The following is an 18,886-nucleotide window of genomic DNA, read 5'->3' as shown; positions in this document are numbered from 1 at the left end:
GCCGGGCAAGAGCGATCACACGCCGCGGATCAGGGTAACAGGGCCAGCAAAATGGTACTGATCAGTTGGCCCTGCCGCTTCCAGCCGGTTTTGCGAAACACTTGTTTGAGTTGATAACGCACCGTCGCTTCTGACTTGCTGGTCAAATCAGCAACTTCCGCCAGGCTTTTACCCTCTACCAACATTCTGCAAAGGCGCCCTTCTGCGGGCGTCAACTCGAACCGCGCGGCGATACAGGCAGCGCTCGGCAAACGCTGCTTATTATCCACCAGTGCCATCAGCCAGCCATCTTCCAGCTCCACCGACGCAACATTGTTGGTGCCACTCAAGGCTGCAAAAGGATTCAGCAGTTGCTTGCCGATCAGCGAATCAACGTCCAGCGCCAGCGGCACTATCCCCTGATTGCAATAGCGAACGGCACCATCACGCCCAAGCCAGACAATTGCCAGATCACAGCCAGCGAACAGCAACTGCAAACGCGCATCCAGCGGTTGCGCTGCAAGCAATTGCGGGTTTGCCAGCCAGCCGGACAGAACGGCAACCAGGTTTGGCATGGCAGTGCCCTGTAGCAGGCAAGCAAGCCGCTCATCACCACACCATAAATGCGTACCTAATGGATTGTCAGCGCAACTCGCCAGAGGTATGGATGAACCGAAATATTGCCGCCCGAAGCTTTGCCAACGCCCCAGATCATCCGAGTGACAGGCCCGCAGGCCGGCATATTCCTGTTCAAAGCGGTGAGCCAGAGAAGAATCTCTGAAGGAGACAAGATGATGCAGGGGCGCAGCCAAAGGAAACAGCGCCAGGTCGGATGCTGTAATCTGCGCCAGCTCAGTTAACCAGTCTGTCAGCGGGCATTGACCAGCCATCAGGGCCAGCAGAGCCTTACCTACCGCCAGACTGGAACGAGCCCTATTAGTACATTGCGCATGTTCATCAGGCCCGCTGGCCAATGCGTTAACGATCATCAATCCATGAAACCTGCCGTGATCCAATAGCGGCACTATGTCACAAAGCATGGTCGTCAGGGCATGACATTCCTGTGAAGATTACCCGCCGAGCGGCGGTTATTGAGGCATTTAAAACATTCGAACAGGCGTTACCTTATTACTGATAATTCTGTTCAGTTTGATTGTCTGACACTTGTTCAGTTATTAGGAAAAGCATCAGTCATGTCAGGCATAAAAAAGCCCGCCAGAGGCGGGCAAAGGAATTGAACCCAGAAAATACTGATGGTTCGTTACGGGCTGGTGAGAGCCAGAAATAGCAATTCGGGCAGCCTGTCTGAGCGGGACAGACAGGCTGCAACAAGGCTTCTTCAGCCTGTTAAAAGCGCTGCGGTTTATTCTGCCGCAGCGATCAGGCTGGCGTTACCACCAGCGGCGGTGGTGTCGATACAGACATGGCGTTCGAGCACATAACGATGGCTGTTGCTGTCATCATTGATCAGCGGCAGCAATGCACCGTTACGGCTGGCCAGCGCCTTGCGGTATTCAACCATTTGGTTGCCTTCACCGGCACACAGCACAGCATCAAAGCCGGTTGCTGCCGCCAGCGCATCCGCGCTCAACAGACCATCGATGGCAACGATTGGCCACTGGTGACCACGCAGCAGATTGACGGCATTCACCGCACCGGCAGCGACTACGACCACGCGGTTGCCACAAGCCAACGCCATCGCCGCCTGCTTTAGTGCGCGTTCGAGGGTTGGCCCCAGACACAGCACTACGCCACGAGCATGCACAGACAGACGGTTGGTTTCACCGGTTGGCCCTGGCATCAGCTCTGGTTCGTGGTTCTGCAACGCGATACGCACGTTCAGGGCAGCAAAGCTGTCGTTCACCAGTTGCGGCAGGCTCTCTGGCAGCTCCGCCTGGGCCTGGAAGCCCATCGCAGCGACGCTATCCAGTGCTTTTTGCAGTTCACTAACAGATACCGCCGTACCAGCATTTACAAAGCGTTCCAGTGCGGCAGCAGGCTTCACAAAGCGCTCGACATAGTGCGGACCACCCGCTTTTGGACCGGTACCAGACAAGCCTTCACCACCGAATGGCTGGGAGCCAACGATGGCACCAATCTGGTTGCGGTTAACGTAGGCGTTACCGACCTTGATGCGACGAGTAATGTTTTCGACCCGGCTGTCCATACGGGTGTGCAGACCAAAGGTCAGGCCGTAACCACTGTTGTTGATGGCATCAACCACCTGATCAACCTCTTCACCCTTGAAGGTCGCTACGTGCAACACAGGGCCGAAGATTTCTTCCGGCATATCCTGAATGCCATTGACCTTCACCACCGCTGGCGACACAAACAGGCCGTCAGATGGCTTGGCCATACGCTTCAGTACCCGGCCAGCAGCCTGGTGGGCATCAACGTAGTTTTCGATCTTGCTGTGAGCGGCCTGGTCAATCACAGGACCCACATCGGTAGTCAGTTCCCATGGGTTGCCGAGTTCCAGCTCGTCCATGGCGCCATACAGCATTTCCAGCAGGTTGTCGGCAATGTCTTGCTGCACGTAGAGGATGCGCAAGGCTGAACAACGCTGACCGGCACTCTGGAAGGCCGATGCCATCACGTCACGCACAACCTGCTCAGGCAGTGCGGTGGAGTCCACAATCATGGCGTTCAAACCACCGGTCTCGGCGATCAGCGGCGCATCTGGCGCCATAATGCTGGCCATTGCCCGGTTGATAGTTTGTGCTGTTGCGGTAGAACCGGTGAAGCAAACACCCTTGATGCGAGCATCGGAAGTCAGTGGCGCCCCCACATCCTTACCTGAGCCTGGCAGCAACTGAATCACGTTGGCCGGAATACCGGCTTCATGCATCAGTTCAACCGCACGAGCTGCAATCAATGGTGTCTGGTCTGCTGGCTTGGCCAGCACTGAGTTACCCGCGCCAATGGCAGCCAAAATCTGACCAGTGAAAATCGCCAGCGGGAAGTTCCATGGTGAAATACAGGTGATCACACCACGCGCCGCCATGGATTCGCCTTTACCAGCCAGTTTTTCGCTCAGCTGACAGGCCTGATCGGCGTAATAACGGGCGAAATCGACGGCTTCACGGATTTCACCAACAGCGTCTGCGAGGGTTTTACCGGCTTCACGCTGTACCAGTGCGAACAGCTCAATCGCGTGTTCTTCGTACAGATCAGCCAGCTTTTGCAGGGCAGCAGCGCGCTGGGCAACTGGCGTGTTGTTCCATTCCACAGCACCGGTTTCGGCGGCGGCAATGGCCGTTTCGATATCCGCTGCGCTGGTCAGGGTCACTTCACCAACCATGTCCGACGGCTTGGCCGGGTTCAGTACTGGCTGGGTACCAGCACCTTCAACCGCGCCAGCGATCATTGGCGCGGCTTGCCACTTATGAGTTGCAAAGGCTTGACGGGCAGCCAGCAAGTGACCCACTTCAACCACATCCGTGATGTCCCAACCCTTGGCATTCTTGCGCTTGTCACCAAACAGTTTGGCGGCTGGCAGGATTTTCTGGCTTGGCTTGATCACCTCAAACACACCAGCAGCCTCGAACGGATCACGGGCAATCATTTCAGGCGAAATTCGGTGATCCACAATCTGGTTTACGAACGAGCTATTGGCGCCATTTTCCAGCAGACGACGCACCAGGTAAGCCAGCAGGTCACGGTGTTCGCCCACCGGTGCGTAGATCCGGCAGCGGGTGCCTTCACGGGTATGCACCGCATCATGGAGGGATTCACCCATACCGTGCAGACGCTGAAATTCAAACTTGTCCTTGCCGATACCCTGCGACATGCGCAGTACTGCCGCCACAGAATGAGCGTTGTGAGTAGCAAACTGCGGATAGATATGATCGGTCATACCCAGCAGTTTTTCGGCGCAGCAGAGGTAGGAAACGTCAGTGTGTGATTTGCGGGTATAAACCGGGAAACCCGCCAGACCAAGGCTCTGGGCGCGTTTGATTTCCGCATCCCAGTAGGCACCTTTCACCAGACGCACCATGATGCGACGGTCCAGACGCTGGGCCTGGGCATAGAGGAAGTCGATGGCATAGGCGGTACGCTGACCAAAAGCCTGCACCACGATACCAAAACCTTCCCAGCCAGCCAGCTCTGGATCTTCCAGCACAGCAACGATCACATCGAGGGACAAATCCAGGCGATCTGCCTCTTCTGCATCGATGTTGAAACCCATATTGGCTTTTTTGGCCTGACGCGCCAGTTCACGGGTACGCTCAACCAGCTCTTTCATTACGCGTTCGCGCTTGGCGAATTCGTAACGTGGGTGCAGCGCCGACAGCTTGACGGAGATGCCCGGGTTTTCAGCCATGGTTGGACGGGTGCACAGCGGTGCCAAGGCAGCAATCGCAGCACTGTAAGAGTCGAAGTACGCCAGCGCGTCCTTGTCAGTACGCGCCGCTTCACCCAGCATATCGTAGGAATAGGTGTAACCACGATCTTCCATCTTGCGGGCACGATCCGTGGCGTTCTTGATGTTGCTACCCAATACGAACTGGCGACCCAGTTCTTTCATCGCCTGGCCAACCGCCACACGAATAACCGGCTCACCGAGACGCTTGACCAAACCGCGCAGCGTCGAACGGAGGCCTTCGCCATCCGCCGGAGCGATCAGTTTACCGGTCAGCATCAGTGCCCAGGTCGATGAATTCACCAGCCCGGAGTTGGACTGACCCAGGTGTTCACTCCACTGCCCCGGCGCAACCTTGTCTTCAATCAGGCTGTCGATGGTGAATGCATCCGGTACCCGCAACAGAGCTTCTGCCAGGCACATCAATGCAACACCCTCACGGGTGGTCAAACCGTATTCAGCGAGGAAGTTTTCCATCATGGTTGGTCGGCTGCTGGCGCGAACCTGACGCACCAGTTCAGCGGCATCAGTAGAAATTGCCTGACGCTGAGCCGGGGTAAGACGACTATTGGCTACCAGATCGGACAGCGCTTGGGTCTCGTCCATCAGGTAACGGTCGCGGATAACGCGACGAATGTCTTGGATATTGGCAGTCATGCTACAGCCCTCATTTACATGAAACGTTGGCCACATATTACTTACAAGAAAAAATCGTTTTTCCTAAACTTTCACTTTATGCAGACTTATGAACTTCATTTTTTAAATATTAAAGTCTTATATTCTTTTATCCGGCTATTTTTTAGTCTTTAGAAAACCAAGACCTTAGTCTTACAGCACACAGAAATTCGCAATTTCAACTCATCACCCCCCGATTCAGCCACTGACCAGAACGCAAACAGGGAGCACAAAGGCTCCCTGTCTGGAAAGTCATTACACCAGCTGATCCAGCGGCATTAACGACAGCTCATTCGGCATGAACTCAGCTGCGCACTTCGGCAACCACTTCATCGAACTTGCTCTGGATTGAACCGGAAGGCTCACGGGTTGCCAGAGAGGCCAACACAACCGCGATGGTTGCGAAAATCACTCCCGGGATAATTTCATACAGATCGAAAATACCGCCTTCAAGCTGCTTCCAAACCACCACAGTGACACCGCCAACAATGATGCCAGCCAGCGCACCCTGACGGGTCATGCGCTTCCAGTACAAGGACAGCATCAGGGCCGGGCCAAAGGCTGCACCAAAACCAGCCCAGGCATAAGACACCAGATCCAGTACGCCAGAATCCGGATTCATCGCCAACAACGTGGCAATTACAGCAATCGCAACTACTGCGAAACGGCCAATGTTAACCAGACGCTCTGGAGAAGCATCCTTGTGGAACAGGGCTTTGTAGAAGTCTTCAGCCAGCGCGGAAGAAGACACCAGCAACTGGGAATCCGCAGTACTCATGATGGCAGCCAGAATCGCCGCCAGCAGGACACCGGCAACAACCGGGTGGAAAATCGCATTGACCATCACCATGAAAACGGTTTCGTTGTCACCCAGATCGGTTTTCAGGTAGGCCACTGCGAACAAACCAATCGCCAGAGAACCAGCCATGGAAACGCCAGTCCATGCTACCGCAATACGGCGGGCTGCCGGAACGTGATCCTTGCTCTTGATGCCTTTGAAACGTGCCAGAATGTGCGGCTGGCCAAAATAACCCAGCCCCCAGCCCAGCAGTGACAGAGTGCCAATCAGAGTAATGGAAGAACCATCAGCATTGGTAAAGGCATCCAGCAGCTCTGGGTTTTTGGCAGCGATAATGTCAAAGGTAGAAGCAATACCACCAGTCTCAGACAGCGCAATAACCGGAACCAGCACCATGGCGCCAACCATCAGCAGACCCTGTACAACGTCAGTCCAGCTTACCGCCAGGAAACCACCAAACATGGTGTAGGAAATAACCGCAACTGCGCCCAGAACCACAGCCAGCTGGTAATCCAGACCGAATACGGTTTCAAACAGTTTGCCGCCAGCCACCAGGCCAGAACTGGTGTAGAACAGGAAGAAGACCAGTACGAAGAAAGCAGACACCACACGCAGTGCATGGCTGTTGTCTTCAAAACGCTTTTCAAAGAAAGCAGGCAGAGTCAGGGCATCACCGGCACGGTGAGAGTAAACCCGCAAACGCTGGGCAACCAGCAACCAGTTAGCCCAGGTACCCACCAGCAGGCCACCAGCCAGCCAGAAAGCACCGTAACCTGCGCTCATGGCGTAGCCAGGCAGACCCAGCAACAACCAACCGCTCATGTCAGACGCGCCAGCGCTCAGGGCACTGGGAATGGGGCCAAGATTACGGCCACCCAACACGTAGTCAGACAAGTCCTGTGTGCGACGGTATGCGACGATTCCGATACCCAGCATCACCGCCAGGTAGATAATGAACGTCAAAGTAACCATGGATAGTCCTCTTTCGTTTTTTCGTTATTAATTTTGGCGCCTTGCGGAACACCGTATTCTCGAGAGACATCTAACCCTTGCTTGTAAAGCTAACAGGTTCGTGCCTGAGGGTCGAAAAGACTAATGCAGGAGTGATGGGCGAATTTCCTATTTCAGAAACTTTCCTGGGAAAATACTTTTTAAATACAAAAAAAACGCGCCAGATGATCCACAGTTACGATTCTGGAAGAAGTTTTCACTTATGCATCACTAAAGTGCAACAAAACAGGACAAATTTAGGCATTGCATTCTTCTGGTGCAAAATTGAATCATTGCTTTCACCTGATATTCTTCCGAATCAAGGAATTTTTCCCATCAAAAGCCTATTCTTTAGGGGAAAAGTCTTAATCCTTGCATTTAGAATGACTGGCAAATCCCGCACGACATTACCAACCGACTAACAAACACAACAACGGCAGGCAAATGGACTCTCCAGAAAAACTCGACAAACTCGACATGGCCATTTTGCGCGAACTGCAAAAGAACGGCCGCATCACAGTGACCGAACTGGCATCGCGCGTCGGGCTTTCCAAGACGCCTTGCCAGATCCGAATGAAGCGACTGGAAGAAAACGGCTACATCCTTGGCTATATGGCATTAATCGACCAGAAGAAGCTCGGCACCAAGTATGTTGCTTTCGTGCAGGTATCGCTCAGCGACACCCGCACCCGGGCTTTGAATGCCTTTAATGAAGCAGTCCGTGGCATACCGGAGATTGAGCAGTGCCATATGACGGCGGCGACGTTTGACTACCTGCTGAAAATTCGTACCTCCGACATGGAGTCTTACCGGGCAGTGCTGGGTGAAAAAATTTCATCCCTGCCCTACGTCACCCAGACCAGCACCTTTGTGGTCATGGAAGACGTCAAGGATCTGGAGTCCAAACTGATCTGACAGGCAAAGCGCCAGCCTCCGCAGACTGGCGCAAACTCCTTCCGCCCCCAATAGCAAACACCACAAATCCGGCCATATCATCAGAATTACCCTAAAGTCGTATACGCAAAACCCTATCCACCAGTGTCTTAGCCAGCTAACCCTGACAAGCCCCTGCTTCAACAGCTCACCTCGGCCACAGACCAGTATCCATCAGGGTTAGTCTGCTCTGACCAAATACCCACGATCATCTGTCCGGCAACCACTCAAGCTACTACCTAAGTAGTTTTACCTAGCACTAATACCTATAATGCGCGGCGATCTACGCAGCAATACGTATAGGTACCGCATTCCTGCGAATGGCCCATTCACAATCTCTGCACCACTATTTCGATGCCCACTATTCATTTGGCGTCGGCAATACGCCTGCGTTGATTGTGTTGGACCTAAAATCAAGGATAAAAACAAAATGATTAAACTCTCCAGACTGAAGAGCGGCCTGCTGGCTGGTCTGTGCGGTTTGGTCGTCGCTACTGGCGCCCAGGCTGCGGACAAGGTTTACCGTCTGAAAATGGCCGAAACCTGGCAAACTGACTTCCCTATTTTTGGTGACGCTCCGCGCAATATGGCTGCGATGGCAGAAAAAATGTCCAACGGCCGTCTGATCATCACCATTGACTCTGCCAACAAGCACAAATCGCCATTCGGCGTGTTCGATATGGTGCGTGCCGGCCAATACGACATGGGTCACTCTGCTTCCTACTACTGGAAAGGCAAGGTGCCAAACACCCTGTACTTCACCACCATGCCATTCGGTATGACTGCCCCTGAGCAGTACTCCTGGTTCTACCATGGCGGCGGTATGGAACTGATGCAGAAGGTATATCAGCCATTCGGCCTGATGAGCTTCCCTGGTGGTAACACCGGCAACCAGATGGGTGGCTGGTTCCAGAAAGAAATCAAATCCCTCGACGACCTGAAAGGCCTGAAAATGCGTATTCCGGGCTTCGCTGGCGAAGTTCTGGCCAAGTTGGGTGTCAGCCCAACCAACATCCCACCGGGCGAGCTGTACACCGCATTGGAACGTCGCACAATCGACGCTCTGGAATGGGTTGGTCCATCACTGGACTTGCGTATGGGTTTCCACAAGATCGCGCCTTACTACTACACCGGCTGGCATGAGCCTGCGACCGAACTGCAATTCCTGGTCAACGAACGCACCTGGAAAAAACTGCCAGAGGACCTGCAGGAAATCCTTCGCGTCGCCATGCGCACTGCCGCTTACGATATGTACATCCAGTCTTATCATGAATCTGCGGAAAACCTGGCAGTACTGGCCAAGGATTATCCAAATGTCAAGATCAAGACTTTCCCTGCTGACGTAATGGCTGCCATGCACAAGGCCAATGATGAGCTGCTGACCCAGAAAGCAAATGAAGATCCACTGGCCAAGGAAATCCTCGATTCCCAGGCCGATTACCTGAAAAAGGTACGCGCGTGGACCGATATTTCTGACAAGGCTTACCTGAACAGTATCGCCCAGTAACAAAATCCGATACCGTCCGGCCGCCAGCGCCAACCATGGCGCTGGCTTGCTTTCACCACGACCCTCACCGGGTCTTTGTAAATTCCCGAATATCCGGAGGGAGAAATTATGCTGGTTCGGCTGGAGCGAGCGATCAATCGCTTTTCCGATCTGCTCGGCGTTGTATCCGCCGCGCTGTTTCTGCTGCTACTGGTCAACGTGTTTATCGACGTTGTGCTGCGCTACGCCCTGAATGTGGTGTACATCGGCGCCCAGGAAATGGAATGGCACCTGTTTGCTGCCATGTTCATGCTGGCAGTGCCCTACACCCTGAAAGAAGAAGGTCACGTACGCGTTGACCTGGTTTACGAACGCCTGCCGCAATCCTGGAAAAACTGGATTGATATTGGTGGCGGCCTGATTCTGCTGATTCCGTTCTGCATCCTGGTTGGTTATTACGGTATCGGCTTTGCCCACGAAGCGTTCTCACTGGGTGAAACCTCTGGCGACCCCGGCGGCCTGCCTGCCCGCTGGATTATCAAATCCGTTATCCCGGTTGCCTTTTTTGCCACTGCGATCTCTGGCGTTGGCATGATTCTCGGCGCCATTAACGAACTGCGCGGTATCACACACGAGCATCACAAGGGGGCTGCGCTGTGATCGGTATTATTATGTTTATTGTTGCCCTGGTGATGCTGTTGTTCGGCTTCCCGGTGGCGTTCACCTTTGGCGGTGTGGCACTGATTTTTGGTGTGCTGGCCGAAGGCCCGGATATCTTCGCCTTTATGCCCTTCCGGGTGCAGAGCATCATGGAAAACGTCACCATGATGGCGGTACCGCTGTTTGTATTCATGGGCATCATTCTGCAGAAAACCCGTTTGGCCGAGCAGCTGCTGGAAGCCATGGCCAAGTTGTTTGGTGGTGTCCGTGGTGGCCTGGCCATTTCCACCGTACTGGTTGGCGCATTGCTGGCAGCCTCCACCGGTGTGGTTGGCGCTTCTGTGGTAGCGATGGGCCTGATCTCGCTGCCCGTCATGATGAAGTACAACTACGATAAGGGCCTGGCCTGCGGCACTATTTGTGCCTCCGGTACTTTAGGTCAGATCATTCCGCCGTCCATCATCCTGATCATTCTTGGCGACGTAATGGGCATTCCGGTTGGCGACCTGTTCCATGCTGCCGTCGGCCCTGGTCTGTTGCTGATCGGTATTTATGTGGTCTACATCCTGATTTACTCCTTCGTAAAACCGGAAGCAGCCCCGGCACTGCCGGTTGATCCATCGATCAACAAAAAGCAAATGTACATTGATGCCCTTAAGGCAATCATTCCGCCATTGGCACTGATTCTGGTGGTACTCGGCTCAATCTTCGCTGGCATCGCCACACCAACCGAATCATCCGCACTGGGCGGTATTGGTGCGGTAGCACTGGCGGCTATTTACGGCCAGTTCAGCTGGAAAATGCTCTACGAGTCGTCCAAGGAAACCATCAAGATCAGCGCCATGGTGTTTGCCATCCTGCTGGGTGCAACCGCTTTCAGCATGGCCTTCACCTACACCGGTGGTGATGCCATCGTTGAAGAAGTGCTGAGCAACCTGCCTGGTGGCGAGGTTGGATTCCTGATTCTGTCGATGATCGCCATCATGGTACTGGGCTTCTTTATCGACTTCGTCGAAATCAGCTTCATCATTGTGCCGATTCTGTATCCGGTGGCTGAAGCGCTGGGCATTGCGCCACTGTGGTTCGCCATCCTGATCGCAATGAACCTGCAGACGTCATTCCTGACACCACCGTTTGGTTTCGCCCTCTTTTACCTGAAAGGTGTGGCGCCCCCATCGGTACAAACCACCGACATCTACCGCGGGGTGATGCCATTCATCCTGATGCAGGTTGGCGTGGTGATCGCTATCATGATCTTCCCGGAATGGTTCGGTCTGCTGGACTGATCACTCCGTCCGTATAAGGGCAGCCTTAGTGGCTGCCCTATTGCATTTATTGCTGCTGGCGATATAACAAAAAAACCACCTCAGCGACGACACTCTTCATGCCTGCGTTATCTCTCAAGGCCAAAATCTTGCTGCTGACTATCCTGCCGATGGTCGCCCTCAGCCTGACCATCAGCTGGTTGTACCAGCGCCAGGCCAAGGAGATGGCAGAACAACAGGTCGCCATTTTTCAGGAAAACCTGATGACCAGCCGCCGTGAGGCGCTGAAAAATCACGTGCAATTGGCAATGAATTCGATCACCCCGATTCTTGAACAGCTGCAGGCTGGAATGGAACGCTCACAGGTGGAATACCGCATAAAACACCAACTGCGTGGGATGCGTTATGGCACGGATGGCTACTTCTTTGCTTACACCGCCGAAGGCGTCAATCTGGTTCACCCGACCCAGCCAGAACTTGAAGGCCGCGACCTCTATGATCTGCAGGACGAGAACGGCCACTACATCATTCGCGAGCTACTCGACGTTTCCCGAAACAGCGGCGGCTATTACCAATACTTCTGGCGCAAACCGACCAAAGGCTCCGACGTCACCAAGTTGTCCTACGTAATCCGCATTCCCGAACTGGGCTGGATGATCGGCACGGGCTTGTACGTGGATGACATCGCCAAGGAAATCCAGCTGATGGAGCAAAAGGTCGCCAGTAATGTACGCAAGAGCTTCTGGGCCTCCACCATATTGCTGATCGTGACACTGTCGATGGTGGTGCTGATTGTCACCCTGGTGAACATGCACACCACCCAGATGGCCGACCAGCGGCTGCAACAATTGGCCAATCGCTCGGTAACTTTTCAGGTATTCCAGCGTCGAAACTTTGCCCGCGAATTACACGATGGCATTAATCAATTGCTGGTATCGGCCAAGTTGCGTATCAATCTGGTGGAAAAGCAGTGGCCTCAGGAAAAAGCGTTGGAGCATGTCGCCAAGGCGGCGGAGCAGCTCAACATCGCGATTCAGGAAGTGCGCCGCATCTCCCATAATTTGAGACCGGTGCTGCTGGATGATCTGGGGCTGGAAGCAGCTCTGAACGGCCTGCTGGATGAATTGGAAGAACAGTTGCCCGTACACACCCGCCGTCGTATCCGGCTGCCGATGGAGCGCCTGCCCGACGCCATTGAAATGACCATTTACCGGGTGGTTCAGGAAGCTCTGACCAATATTCGCAAACATGCTCAGGCTAACCAGATTCTGCTCAGCGTCACCACCACCGCCAACAAGGCCATTCTGGTGATGGCCGACAACGGCAGCGGTTTTACCCTTGAGGAAGATAACAGCGGTATTGGCCTGATGAACATGCGTGAGCGGGTTGAATTGCTAGGAGGAAAGTTTAGTGTTCGCAGTCGCAAAGCGAGGGGTACACTGGTGAAAGCCGAATTCCAGCTCAATCCGACTATGTCGAGGAATTCCGGAGAGGTCTGAGCCAGCCTCTTCTACAACAACAAAGGTAGCGTATGACGACATCCGAGCGCACACCGATCCGTTTGCTGATTGCCGACGATCATCCTATGGTGCGGGAAGGCCTCAAAGCCAGCCTGGAAAGCGAAAGCTACATCGAAGTGGTAGCAGACGTCAGCAATGGCAAGGAAGCACTAGAACAAACCGCCATTCACCACCCCGACGTGGTATTGCTGGATATATCCATGCCGGTGATGGGCGGCATCGAAGCCTGCGCCGCCTTTCGTGAGCAATTTCCGGATACCCGCCTGTTAATCGTCACCATGCACGACAACCGCGAATACATTTTCAAGGTCATTCAGGCGGGTGCAGCCGGTTACGTATTAAAAGACGTGGCGACCGAAGAACTCCTGCTGGCGGTACAAACGGTCCATCAGGGCGGTACCTACTTCAGCTCCAGCGTTGCCAAAACCCTGTTCAGCGAATTTGGTATGCCGGGCGATCGTAATCAGCCAGCCAACAGCGGTAACCATCCAGCCTCCGCTCTCAGCCCACGAGAAACCGACGTCCTGGCACTGTTGACCGACGGCCTCTGCAACAAGGAAATCGCCGCCGAACTCAGCATTTCTGTCCGTACCGTCGAAGCCCATCGTCTGAAAATCAAACAGAAACTCGGCATCAATAACTCAGCCGGCCTTATTCGTTACGCGCTGGATAACGGCATTGGGAAACCAGCCTGATTACTTCTCCATATTTCCCGGATCAGACGCCGGGAGATATGATTCCTGCCAGATACTCTCACAAAAATCGTAAAGAATCGCCAGAAAAACACCCTCAAATAGACACTACCCGACAAAACATCTACTTTTTATTATCCAGCAAGGCGGCGTGCAAAAAGCCAATCAGCGGTTGATAAATCGATCACAAAACTATTGATAAATGCATGCTATTTTGGGGCAATAGCTAATTAAAAGGAATTAATTAATGTCGCGAGTTGCCCTGGCTTTTTTCGGACTATTGTTTTTTTGCAGCGCCCAGTCTCTTCAATGGTACACCACCGTAGGTGGATATAAAGCCATTGCAGGAGACCCCTACTCAGCATTGAAGAGCGCATGCCAGGATTTCGTATATAATAAATATACCGTCAACTACCCCCATATAGTGGTTTTGGACTCTATCCCCTTGTATAAACAGGTTTCAGAAGTTCGGTATAAAGGAAACTGCGCATGGGGATATTGGAAAGAGAACAGTGATGGCGACACTGTTTTTAATGGTACGGGAGTCATGACAGATCAGAATGTACTAGCGTTGATTTGTGAGCCAGGAGACAGTATTGAAACTGACGATGATGGCAACCCCATATGTCGAAAATACTGTAGCACCGCATCAGTCAGCTCTGATTTCTGCACACCAGAACCAGAATATTTTAATTGCGCAAACCAATCGGATCACCCTATCAATTTCAATGATGGACGTAAACTTCGCACACAGAAATTTGCCACTGCAGGCAGGGTACACCCCATTATTTTTGAGTATTATTACAACAACAGATCGAACAACCTATTAACTGAAAGTGGCTACAATACTGAGAAATCATACCAGACCCAAACAATCATCAAAGAATACTCTCCAGGCTACACCTTGGATAAATACTCCAGTCCGTTAGCATCATTCTCTACCGTTTCAGTAACCGACAATGAAATATCCACCTCTGGCATAAGATTTAACGGTGATGCAACACAGTATTGGCGTCATAGTTACAGTTATTTCTTGGACACCAGCTTTTATAGCTCCGGTCGACTAGCAAAGGCTTCATTGTACTCGCCCAAAGGTGATATAGACTGGTTTGAGTATGGAAGCTCAGATCAAAAACCTGGTTACAAGCTGGATTACACCAGAGATAGCAGTGATGAATATCGGCGCTACTCAGTAACAATTCCAGGCGAGCCCAAACGCTATTTTGACGATGAAGGTAGACTTCGTATTGTTGAATACTCAGAAGGAATTGAACATACCCTTGAGTATAATGATGATTCACAATTAACAAGTATTACCCACTCAGACGGCAGCATAATTAAGTTAATTTACGTAGACGGCACACTAAAGAGGGTTAAATATCCGAATGGAGTGGTTGTATTGGAATGGCGATACAAAGATGTGACGAATGGATATTCATCCACTGTAGTTACAAATAATGAATTATACAAAAAATTTCCTGTGCTTTTTTCTGCCAAATACTACTACCGTGCTGAGTTTAAATTCAAACGTGTTTTCAAATACAATGATGAAAACTGGCCCGCTGCACTAACATCAATATACGACTATGACCCAGCGGTATCATCGGGTCCTGAGCTATATGCTGAATTTGAATACGATGATGAAGGCCGAGCAGTTTACTCTTCTTTGCGAGATGGAGTCGAGTCAGTGTCTGTGGAGTATCCAGACGAAGATACCCGAGTGGTTACCAATGCGCTGGGGCGAGATACAACCTATACATATGGAACGGTGAACAGTTCCCGAGCATTGCTATCGATAGATGGCGAAGCCGTTAGTAGCTGTCAGCAACAAAACATAACTTACACCTATTATTCTTCCGGGCGTGTCAAATCCATCACATGGGAGGGAGTAACAAACACCTACCCGGATTCTGACACTGGCGGAACCTATGTTTCGGCATCAGGGAGCGATGTAGAAACCCACAAAAATATTACCATTGATACAACCGACATACTTAAACGTCCGAGCAATATTGAGTATGAGACCTATAGTGAGGATTTCGAATACACAGATGGCAACTTGACCCACTATGAAATAACTCCGGATGGATGGGAATAAAATGGACTTCAATATGAAAAATATTTCAGTATGGGTTAGCCTGGCCGTATTCCTGTCTACATCATCTATCGTAGAAGCTGGACGAGCATGGGATTATGAATACAACGAAATGGGCCTCGTCATTCTTAAAGATGGCCCCAGAACCGACGTGTCTGATGTTTACACCTATGAATATGACGACGACGGAAACCTGACACTGGAAACCAATCCGCTAGGGCAAACAACTGTCTACTCTGATTTTTTTGGAAATGATAGACCTGGGACGATCCAATTAGAGAATGGAGAAACCTGGCTCAACACCTATGACTGGAATGGTAATATCCAGACAACAGAACTATCGTCCAGCGATGGGGCTCTGGTCTATAGCTATCAGTACAACGCCGCTGGCCAGATCATCCATGCCGAATTGCCAGACGGCAGCACACTGGATATCAAATACGATGTTGCTGGTCGTACCCTGAAACTGACGAATGAAACAGGCGACGAAGTCAATATTACTCGCGACCTGCTGGGCAATATCACCACCTGGGAAGCCAGTGATGATGCGGGCTCAATTGTAAGACGATATCAGCAAGCATTCGACGCTGGCGGTCGTAAGTACCAGAATATTGATGGTGACAATCAGTCAACCAATATTGTCAATAACAGTCGTAATCAACTTGAAGAAACAACAGACGCCCTGAGCAGGCAGACCAGTTATACCTACAACGATCTGGATCGAGTGACGGACATTGTTGATCCTGCCTCGGGCACAACCAGCTTTGAATATAACGATCGAGGGCAAGTTACCTCCGTTACCGATCCTAACGGTCATGTCACGACCTATATTTATAATGGCTATGGCGATCTGACCAATGAATCCAGCCCGGATACCGGCACAGCCACCTACACTTACGATCTTGCGGGCAATCGAAAGACCCGTACCAATGCATTATCTCAAACAACCAGCTACACCTACGATGCTCTGAACCGCCTGACAACTATCACTTATTACGATGAGAGCCAGGTTCAGCTGGAATATGACCTTGAAGATCACTCCTACTCTATTGGCCGACTTAGTCGAGTTACGGATAGAAATGGCCACACAACTGATTACAACTATGATGTGACCGGGCAAATTGCCAGCAAAGAAATCTCTTACTCCAGTACGCCAGCAATTTCCCTGACCACCATATGGAATTATGCCAGCAACGGTCAGCTGGTGAGCATAGAGTATCCTGGCGGAGACACTCTTGAATTTAGCTATGACGGTGCCGGGAAAGTTGCCAAACTGAGCTGGCAAAATGTCGGCGATTCCGCTAGCCAGATATTGGCAACCAGTATTGAATATTTGCCTTGGTCTGAATTGGTAACCGGCTTAACCTACGGAAATGGGCTCAAACTGACCCGGGAGTATGACCTCGACGGAGACTTGGCAACCAGCTCCCTGCAAGGCACCACTACTCTGCGTGAGCGTACTTTGACGCGTGATGCCATTAACCGGATTCAGCAAATCGAACAGCAAGGCGAAACTGGCGATGATACCCAATACTTCCAGTACGACCTGCTTTCTCATCTGACTGTTGCTGATCAGCAAGGCCTCGAAGACAGCTTTGACTACGACGCCGTTGGCAATCGAACCGAACACAGCAATGACGATGGCGATTCGACCCAGTATAGCTATGAGTCTGGTACAAACCGCCTGGAGTCCATCACAGGCACCAAAGCAGAAACCCTCGTACTGAATGCCCTGGGGCAAACCGTCCAACAAGGGCAAGGTTACTTCGACTACGACCCAACCGGGCACCTTGCCAGCGTCTCCGCCAACAGCGTAACAACGAGCTATGAATATGGAGTTGATCAGCTTCGCGTCAGCAAAGCACAAGACTCTGTCACTACCTACTATAACTACGACCAGCAAGGACGCCTGATTAATGAAGTAGATTCGACCGGCAACGTACTGAAAAACTATGTCTGGCTTGGTATCGAACCCCTGGCCATGATCGAGAACGGCCAGATCTATTACATTCATAGTGACCACCTGGCCACCCCGCAAATTGCCACCGACGAATCCGGCGCTATTGTCTGGCAATTGCAACAGCGCGCCTTTGGTGAAGATGTCGCCGATGAAGATCCAGATGAGGATGGCCAACAAGTCACTCTGAACCTGAGATTTCCAGGCCAGTACTATGATGCCGAAAGCGGACTGAGTTATAACTGGCATCGGTACTATGATCCCAGTCTTGGACGATACATTCAGAGTGATCCAATTGGGTTGATGGGCGGTATTAATACCTATGGATATGCTTACCAAAATCCGTTGATTTATACAGATCCATTGGGCTTGGATGTTTATTTATGCAGTCAACCTGCTTTCGGTATTAGCTGGAATCCCTTAGATCACCAATGGATTAAGACGGACTCTGTTGAAGCTGGAATGGGGCCAGCAAAAAGTAGCTGTGGTGACGCTGGAAACCAATCTGGTGATTTACCTGGTGATCCAGTTCAAGTTTGTGATCACCGCCAACGAGATAAAACAAACTCCAGTTGTGAGCTGGTTAGTGATGTAGATGAAAATAAGGTAAACGAGCAATTAGAATTGGGTAGGCCATTGGGCCGTTGGTGGCCTTGGAATCAGTGTCAGTCTTTTGCTTCAGACGTATTGAGAAATTCATCTACAAAGACATGTCGAAGCACGAGACGTGGTATTAGGTGTTACCGATGAAGGAACGGGTTGTTTTATTCGTTCTAAGTGCATTGATTGCTTGTGCTGCACTGTGGTTTTTGATGTGGTTTTTTTCGTCTACCAGTTTGGCTAGTGGGTACTGCAATAATCACTTTTCATTGTTCCATGAGAAGTTTCGTTGTCAGCAACCATTATTGGCTGGGATTGGATTTTTAATTACCTCAGTAGCCAGTATTATCTTATTGGTTTTAGGAGTACGGCGAAAAAACTAACTTTTAATAAAAAGCCCAGCTACTCGCTGGGCTTTATGACTTCTGACGCTTTGTTTTATTCCGGCTTCTTGCTTTGATGGGTAAAGTGATGACATTCATGTATAGAGGTAGATAAAACAAAGATGCCTAAAAAGAAAACCGATTTTCAGAAAGCGGCTGGAAAACTAATATCTGCGATCCAGAAAGAGTGGGGCGAAGAGTTAAGCGAGCCAAATGCGGAGTTTTCAGAGGATGTAATGGATGCTGTGCATGATCTCCTTCAAGCGGGCACACTGGAAAAAGCTAGAGAGGTGCTGGGCCCTATGACTGTTCGCCAGTACCTTGGTGATGTTTGGGTTCAATCACACCCCAGCGTGAAACCGGCTATCTCAGTTATTGAGGACTTATTACACAACACGTCAGCCTAACTACGTTGAAGGCGAAAAATCTCCGTCAGCGGGGCTTTTCCGTTTACCCCCTTCTCGACCATCAACACCAACCGCCCGGGCT

Annotated in this window: 12 protein-coding genes; 9 read left to right on the top strand and 3 right to left on the bottom strand. The window is 51.5% G+C overall.

What is annotated here, in order from left to right:
- Nucleotides 1-29: 29 nt before the first annotated feature.
- The 3 genes from K6123_RS06045 to putP form a co-directional block, all read right to left on the bottom strand.
- Complete coding sequence (locus K6123_RS06045; RefSeq protein ID WP_221795168.1) at nt 30-971, bottom strand: helix-turn-helix transcriptional regulator; 942 nt, start codon at nt 969-971, stop codon at nt 30-32.
- Between the two features lie 371 nt (nt 972-1,342).
- Nucleotides 1,343-4,999, bottom strand: a complete 3,657-nt coding sequence (gene putA / locus K6123_RS06040) for a bifunctional proline dehydrogenase/L-glutamate gamma-semialdehyde dehydrogenase PutA (protein WP_221795166.1) — start codon at nt 4,997-4,999, stop codon at nt 1,343-1,345.
- 322 nt (nt 5,000-5,321) lie between these two features.
- Nucleotides 5,322-6,788: a sodium/proline symporter PutP gene (gene putP, locus K6123_RS06035; RefSeq protein ID WP_221795164.1), complete on the bottom strand. Its 1,467-nt coding sequence runs from the start codon at nt 6,786-6,788 to the stop codon at nt 5,322-5,324.
- Between the two features lie 462 nt (nt 6,789-7,250).
- On the opposite strand from putP, the gene K6123_RS06030 reads away from it, so the two are divergent.
- The 9 genes from K6123_RS06030 (at nt 7,251) to K6123_RS05990 (ending at nt 18,804) form a co-directional block, all read left to right on the top strand.
- Entirely contained in the window at nt 7,251-7,721 is a 471-nt protein-coding gene (locus K6123_RS06030) for an Lrp/AsnC family transcriptional regulator (protein WP_221795161.1), read from the top strand.
- A 448-nt stretch (nt 7,722-8,169) separates the two neighbouring features.
- Nucleotides 8,170-9,246 carry a TRAP transporter substrate-binding protein gene (locus K6123_RS06025; protein ID WP_221795159.1) on the top strand — a complete coding sequence of 359 codons (1,077 nt, stop codon included), beginning with the start codon at nt 8,170-8,172 and terminating at the stop codon, nt 9,244-9,246.
- A 108-nt stretch (nt 9,247-9,354) separates the two neighbouring features.
- Nucleotides 9,355-9,885 carry a TRAP transporter small permease subunit gene (locus tag K6123_RS06020; protein WP_246624637.1) on the top strand — a complete coding sequence of 177 codons (531 nt, stop codon included), beginning with the start codon at nt 9,355-9,357 and terminating at the stop codon, nt 9,883-9,885.
- Complete coding sequence (locus tag K6123_RS06015; RefSeq protein WP_221795157.1) at nt 9,882-11,171, top strand: TRAP transporter large permease; 1,290 nt, start codon at nt 9,882-9,884, stop codon at nt 11,169-11,171. The genes K6123_RS06020 and K6123_RS06015 overlap by 4 nt, the downstream gene beginning before the upstream one ends.
- Before the next feature lie 98 nt (nt 11,172-11,269).
- The gene (locus K6123_RS06010) at nt 11,270-12,649 is read left to right on the top strand and encodes a cache domain-containing protein (protein ID WP_221795155.1); all 1,380 of its coding nucleotides are present in this window, start codon (nt 11,270-11,272) and stop codon (nt 12,647-12,649) included.
- A 32-nt stretch (nt 12,650-12,681) separates the two neighbouring features.
- Nucleotides 12,682-13,365, top strand: coding sequence for a response regulator transcription factor (locus tag K6123_RS06005; protein WP_221795153.1), 684 nt, complete (start codon nt 12,682-12,684; stop codon nt 13,363-13,365).
- Nucleotides 13,366-13,609: 244 nt separating this feature from the next.
- Nucleotides 13,610-15,460, top strand: coding sequence for an RHS repeat domain-containing protein (locus K6123_RS06000; protein ID WP_221795152.1), 1,851 nt, complete (start codon nt 13,610-13,612; stop codon nt 15,458-15,460).
- Nucleotides 15,461-15,473: 13 nt separating this feature from the next.
- Nucleotides 15,474-18,164 (top strand): RHS repeat-associated core domain-containing protein, encoded by a 2,691-nt coding sequence (locus tag K6123_RS05995; RefSeq protein WP_221795150.1) that lies wholly within the window; start codon nt 15,474-15,476, stop codon nt 18,162-18,164.
- 355 nt (nt 18,165-18,519) lie between these two features.
- On the top strand, nt 18,520-18,804 hold the full coding sequence (locus tag K6123_RS05990) for a hypothetical protein (RefSeq protein ID WP_221795148.1): 285 nt from the start codon (nt 18,520-18,522) through the stop codon (nt 18,802-18,804).
- The last annotated feature ends 82 nt before the right edge of the window (nt 18,805-18,886 follow it).

The organism is Oceanobacter mangrovi, from assembly GCF_019740315.1.
Taxonomy (GTDB): Bacteria; Pseudomonadota; Gammaproteobacteria; order Pseudomonadales; family Oceanobacteraceae; genus Oceanobacter; species Oceanobacter mangrovi.
The sequence above is the reverse complement of the archived record's forward strand: the minus strand, read 5'-3'. Positions and strand labels throughout refer to the sequence as shown.

Bases quoted from the DNA above. Each gene is read 5' to 3' on its own strand.
- putA (WP_221795166.1), bottom strand. From the start codon at position 4,999: ATGACTGCCAATATCCAAGACATTCGTCGCGTTATCCGCGACCGTTAC.
- putP (WP_221795164.1), bottom strand. From the start codon at position 6,788: ATGGTTACTTTGACGTTCATTATCTACCTGGCGGTGATGCTGGGTATC.
- K6123_RS06030 (WP_221795161.1), top strand. From the start codon at position 7,251: ATGGACTCTCCAGAAAAACTCGACAAACTCGACATGGCCATTTTGCGC.
- K6123_RS06025 (WP_221795159.1), top strand. From the start codon at position 8,170: ATGATTAAACTCTCCAGACTGAAGAGCGGCCTGCTGGCTGGTCTGTGC.
- K6123_RS06020 (WP_246624637.1), top strand. From the start codon at position 9,355: ATGCTGGTTCGGCTGGAGCGAGCGATCAATCGCTTTTCCGATCTGCTC.
- K6123_RS06010 (WP_221795155.1), top strand. From the start codon at position 11,270: ATGCCTGCGTTATCTCTCAAGGCCAAAATCTTGCTGCTGACTATCCTG.
- K6123_RS06005 (WP_221795153.1), top strand. From the start codon at position 12,682: ATGACGACATCCGAGCGCACACCGATCCGTTTGCTGATTGCCGACGAT.
- K6123_RS06000 (WP_221795152.1), top strand. From the start codon at position 13,610: ATGTCGCGAGTTGCCCTGGCTTTTTTCGGACTATTGTTTTTTTGCAGC.
- K6123_RS05995 (WP_221795150.1), top strand. From the start codon at position 15,474: ATGAAAAATATTTCAGTATGGGTTAGCCTGGCCGTATTCCTGTCTACA.
- K6123_RS05990 (WP_221795148.1), top strand. From the start codon at position 18,520: ATGCCTAAAAAGAAAACCGATTTTCAGAAAGCGGCTGGAAAACTAATA.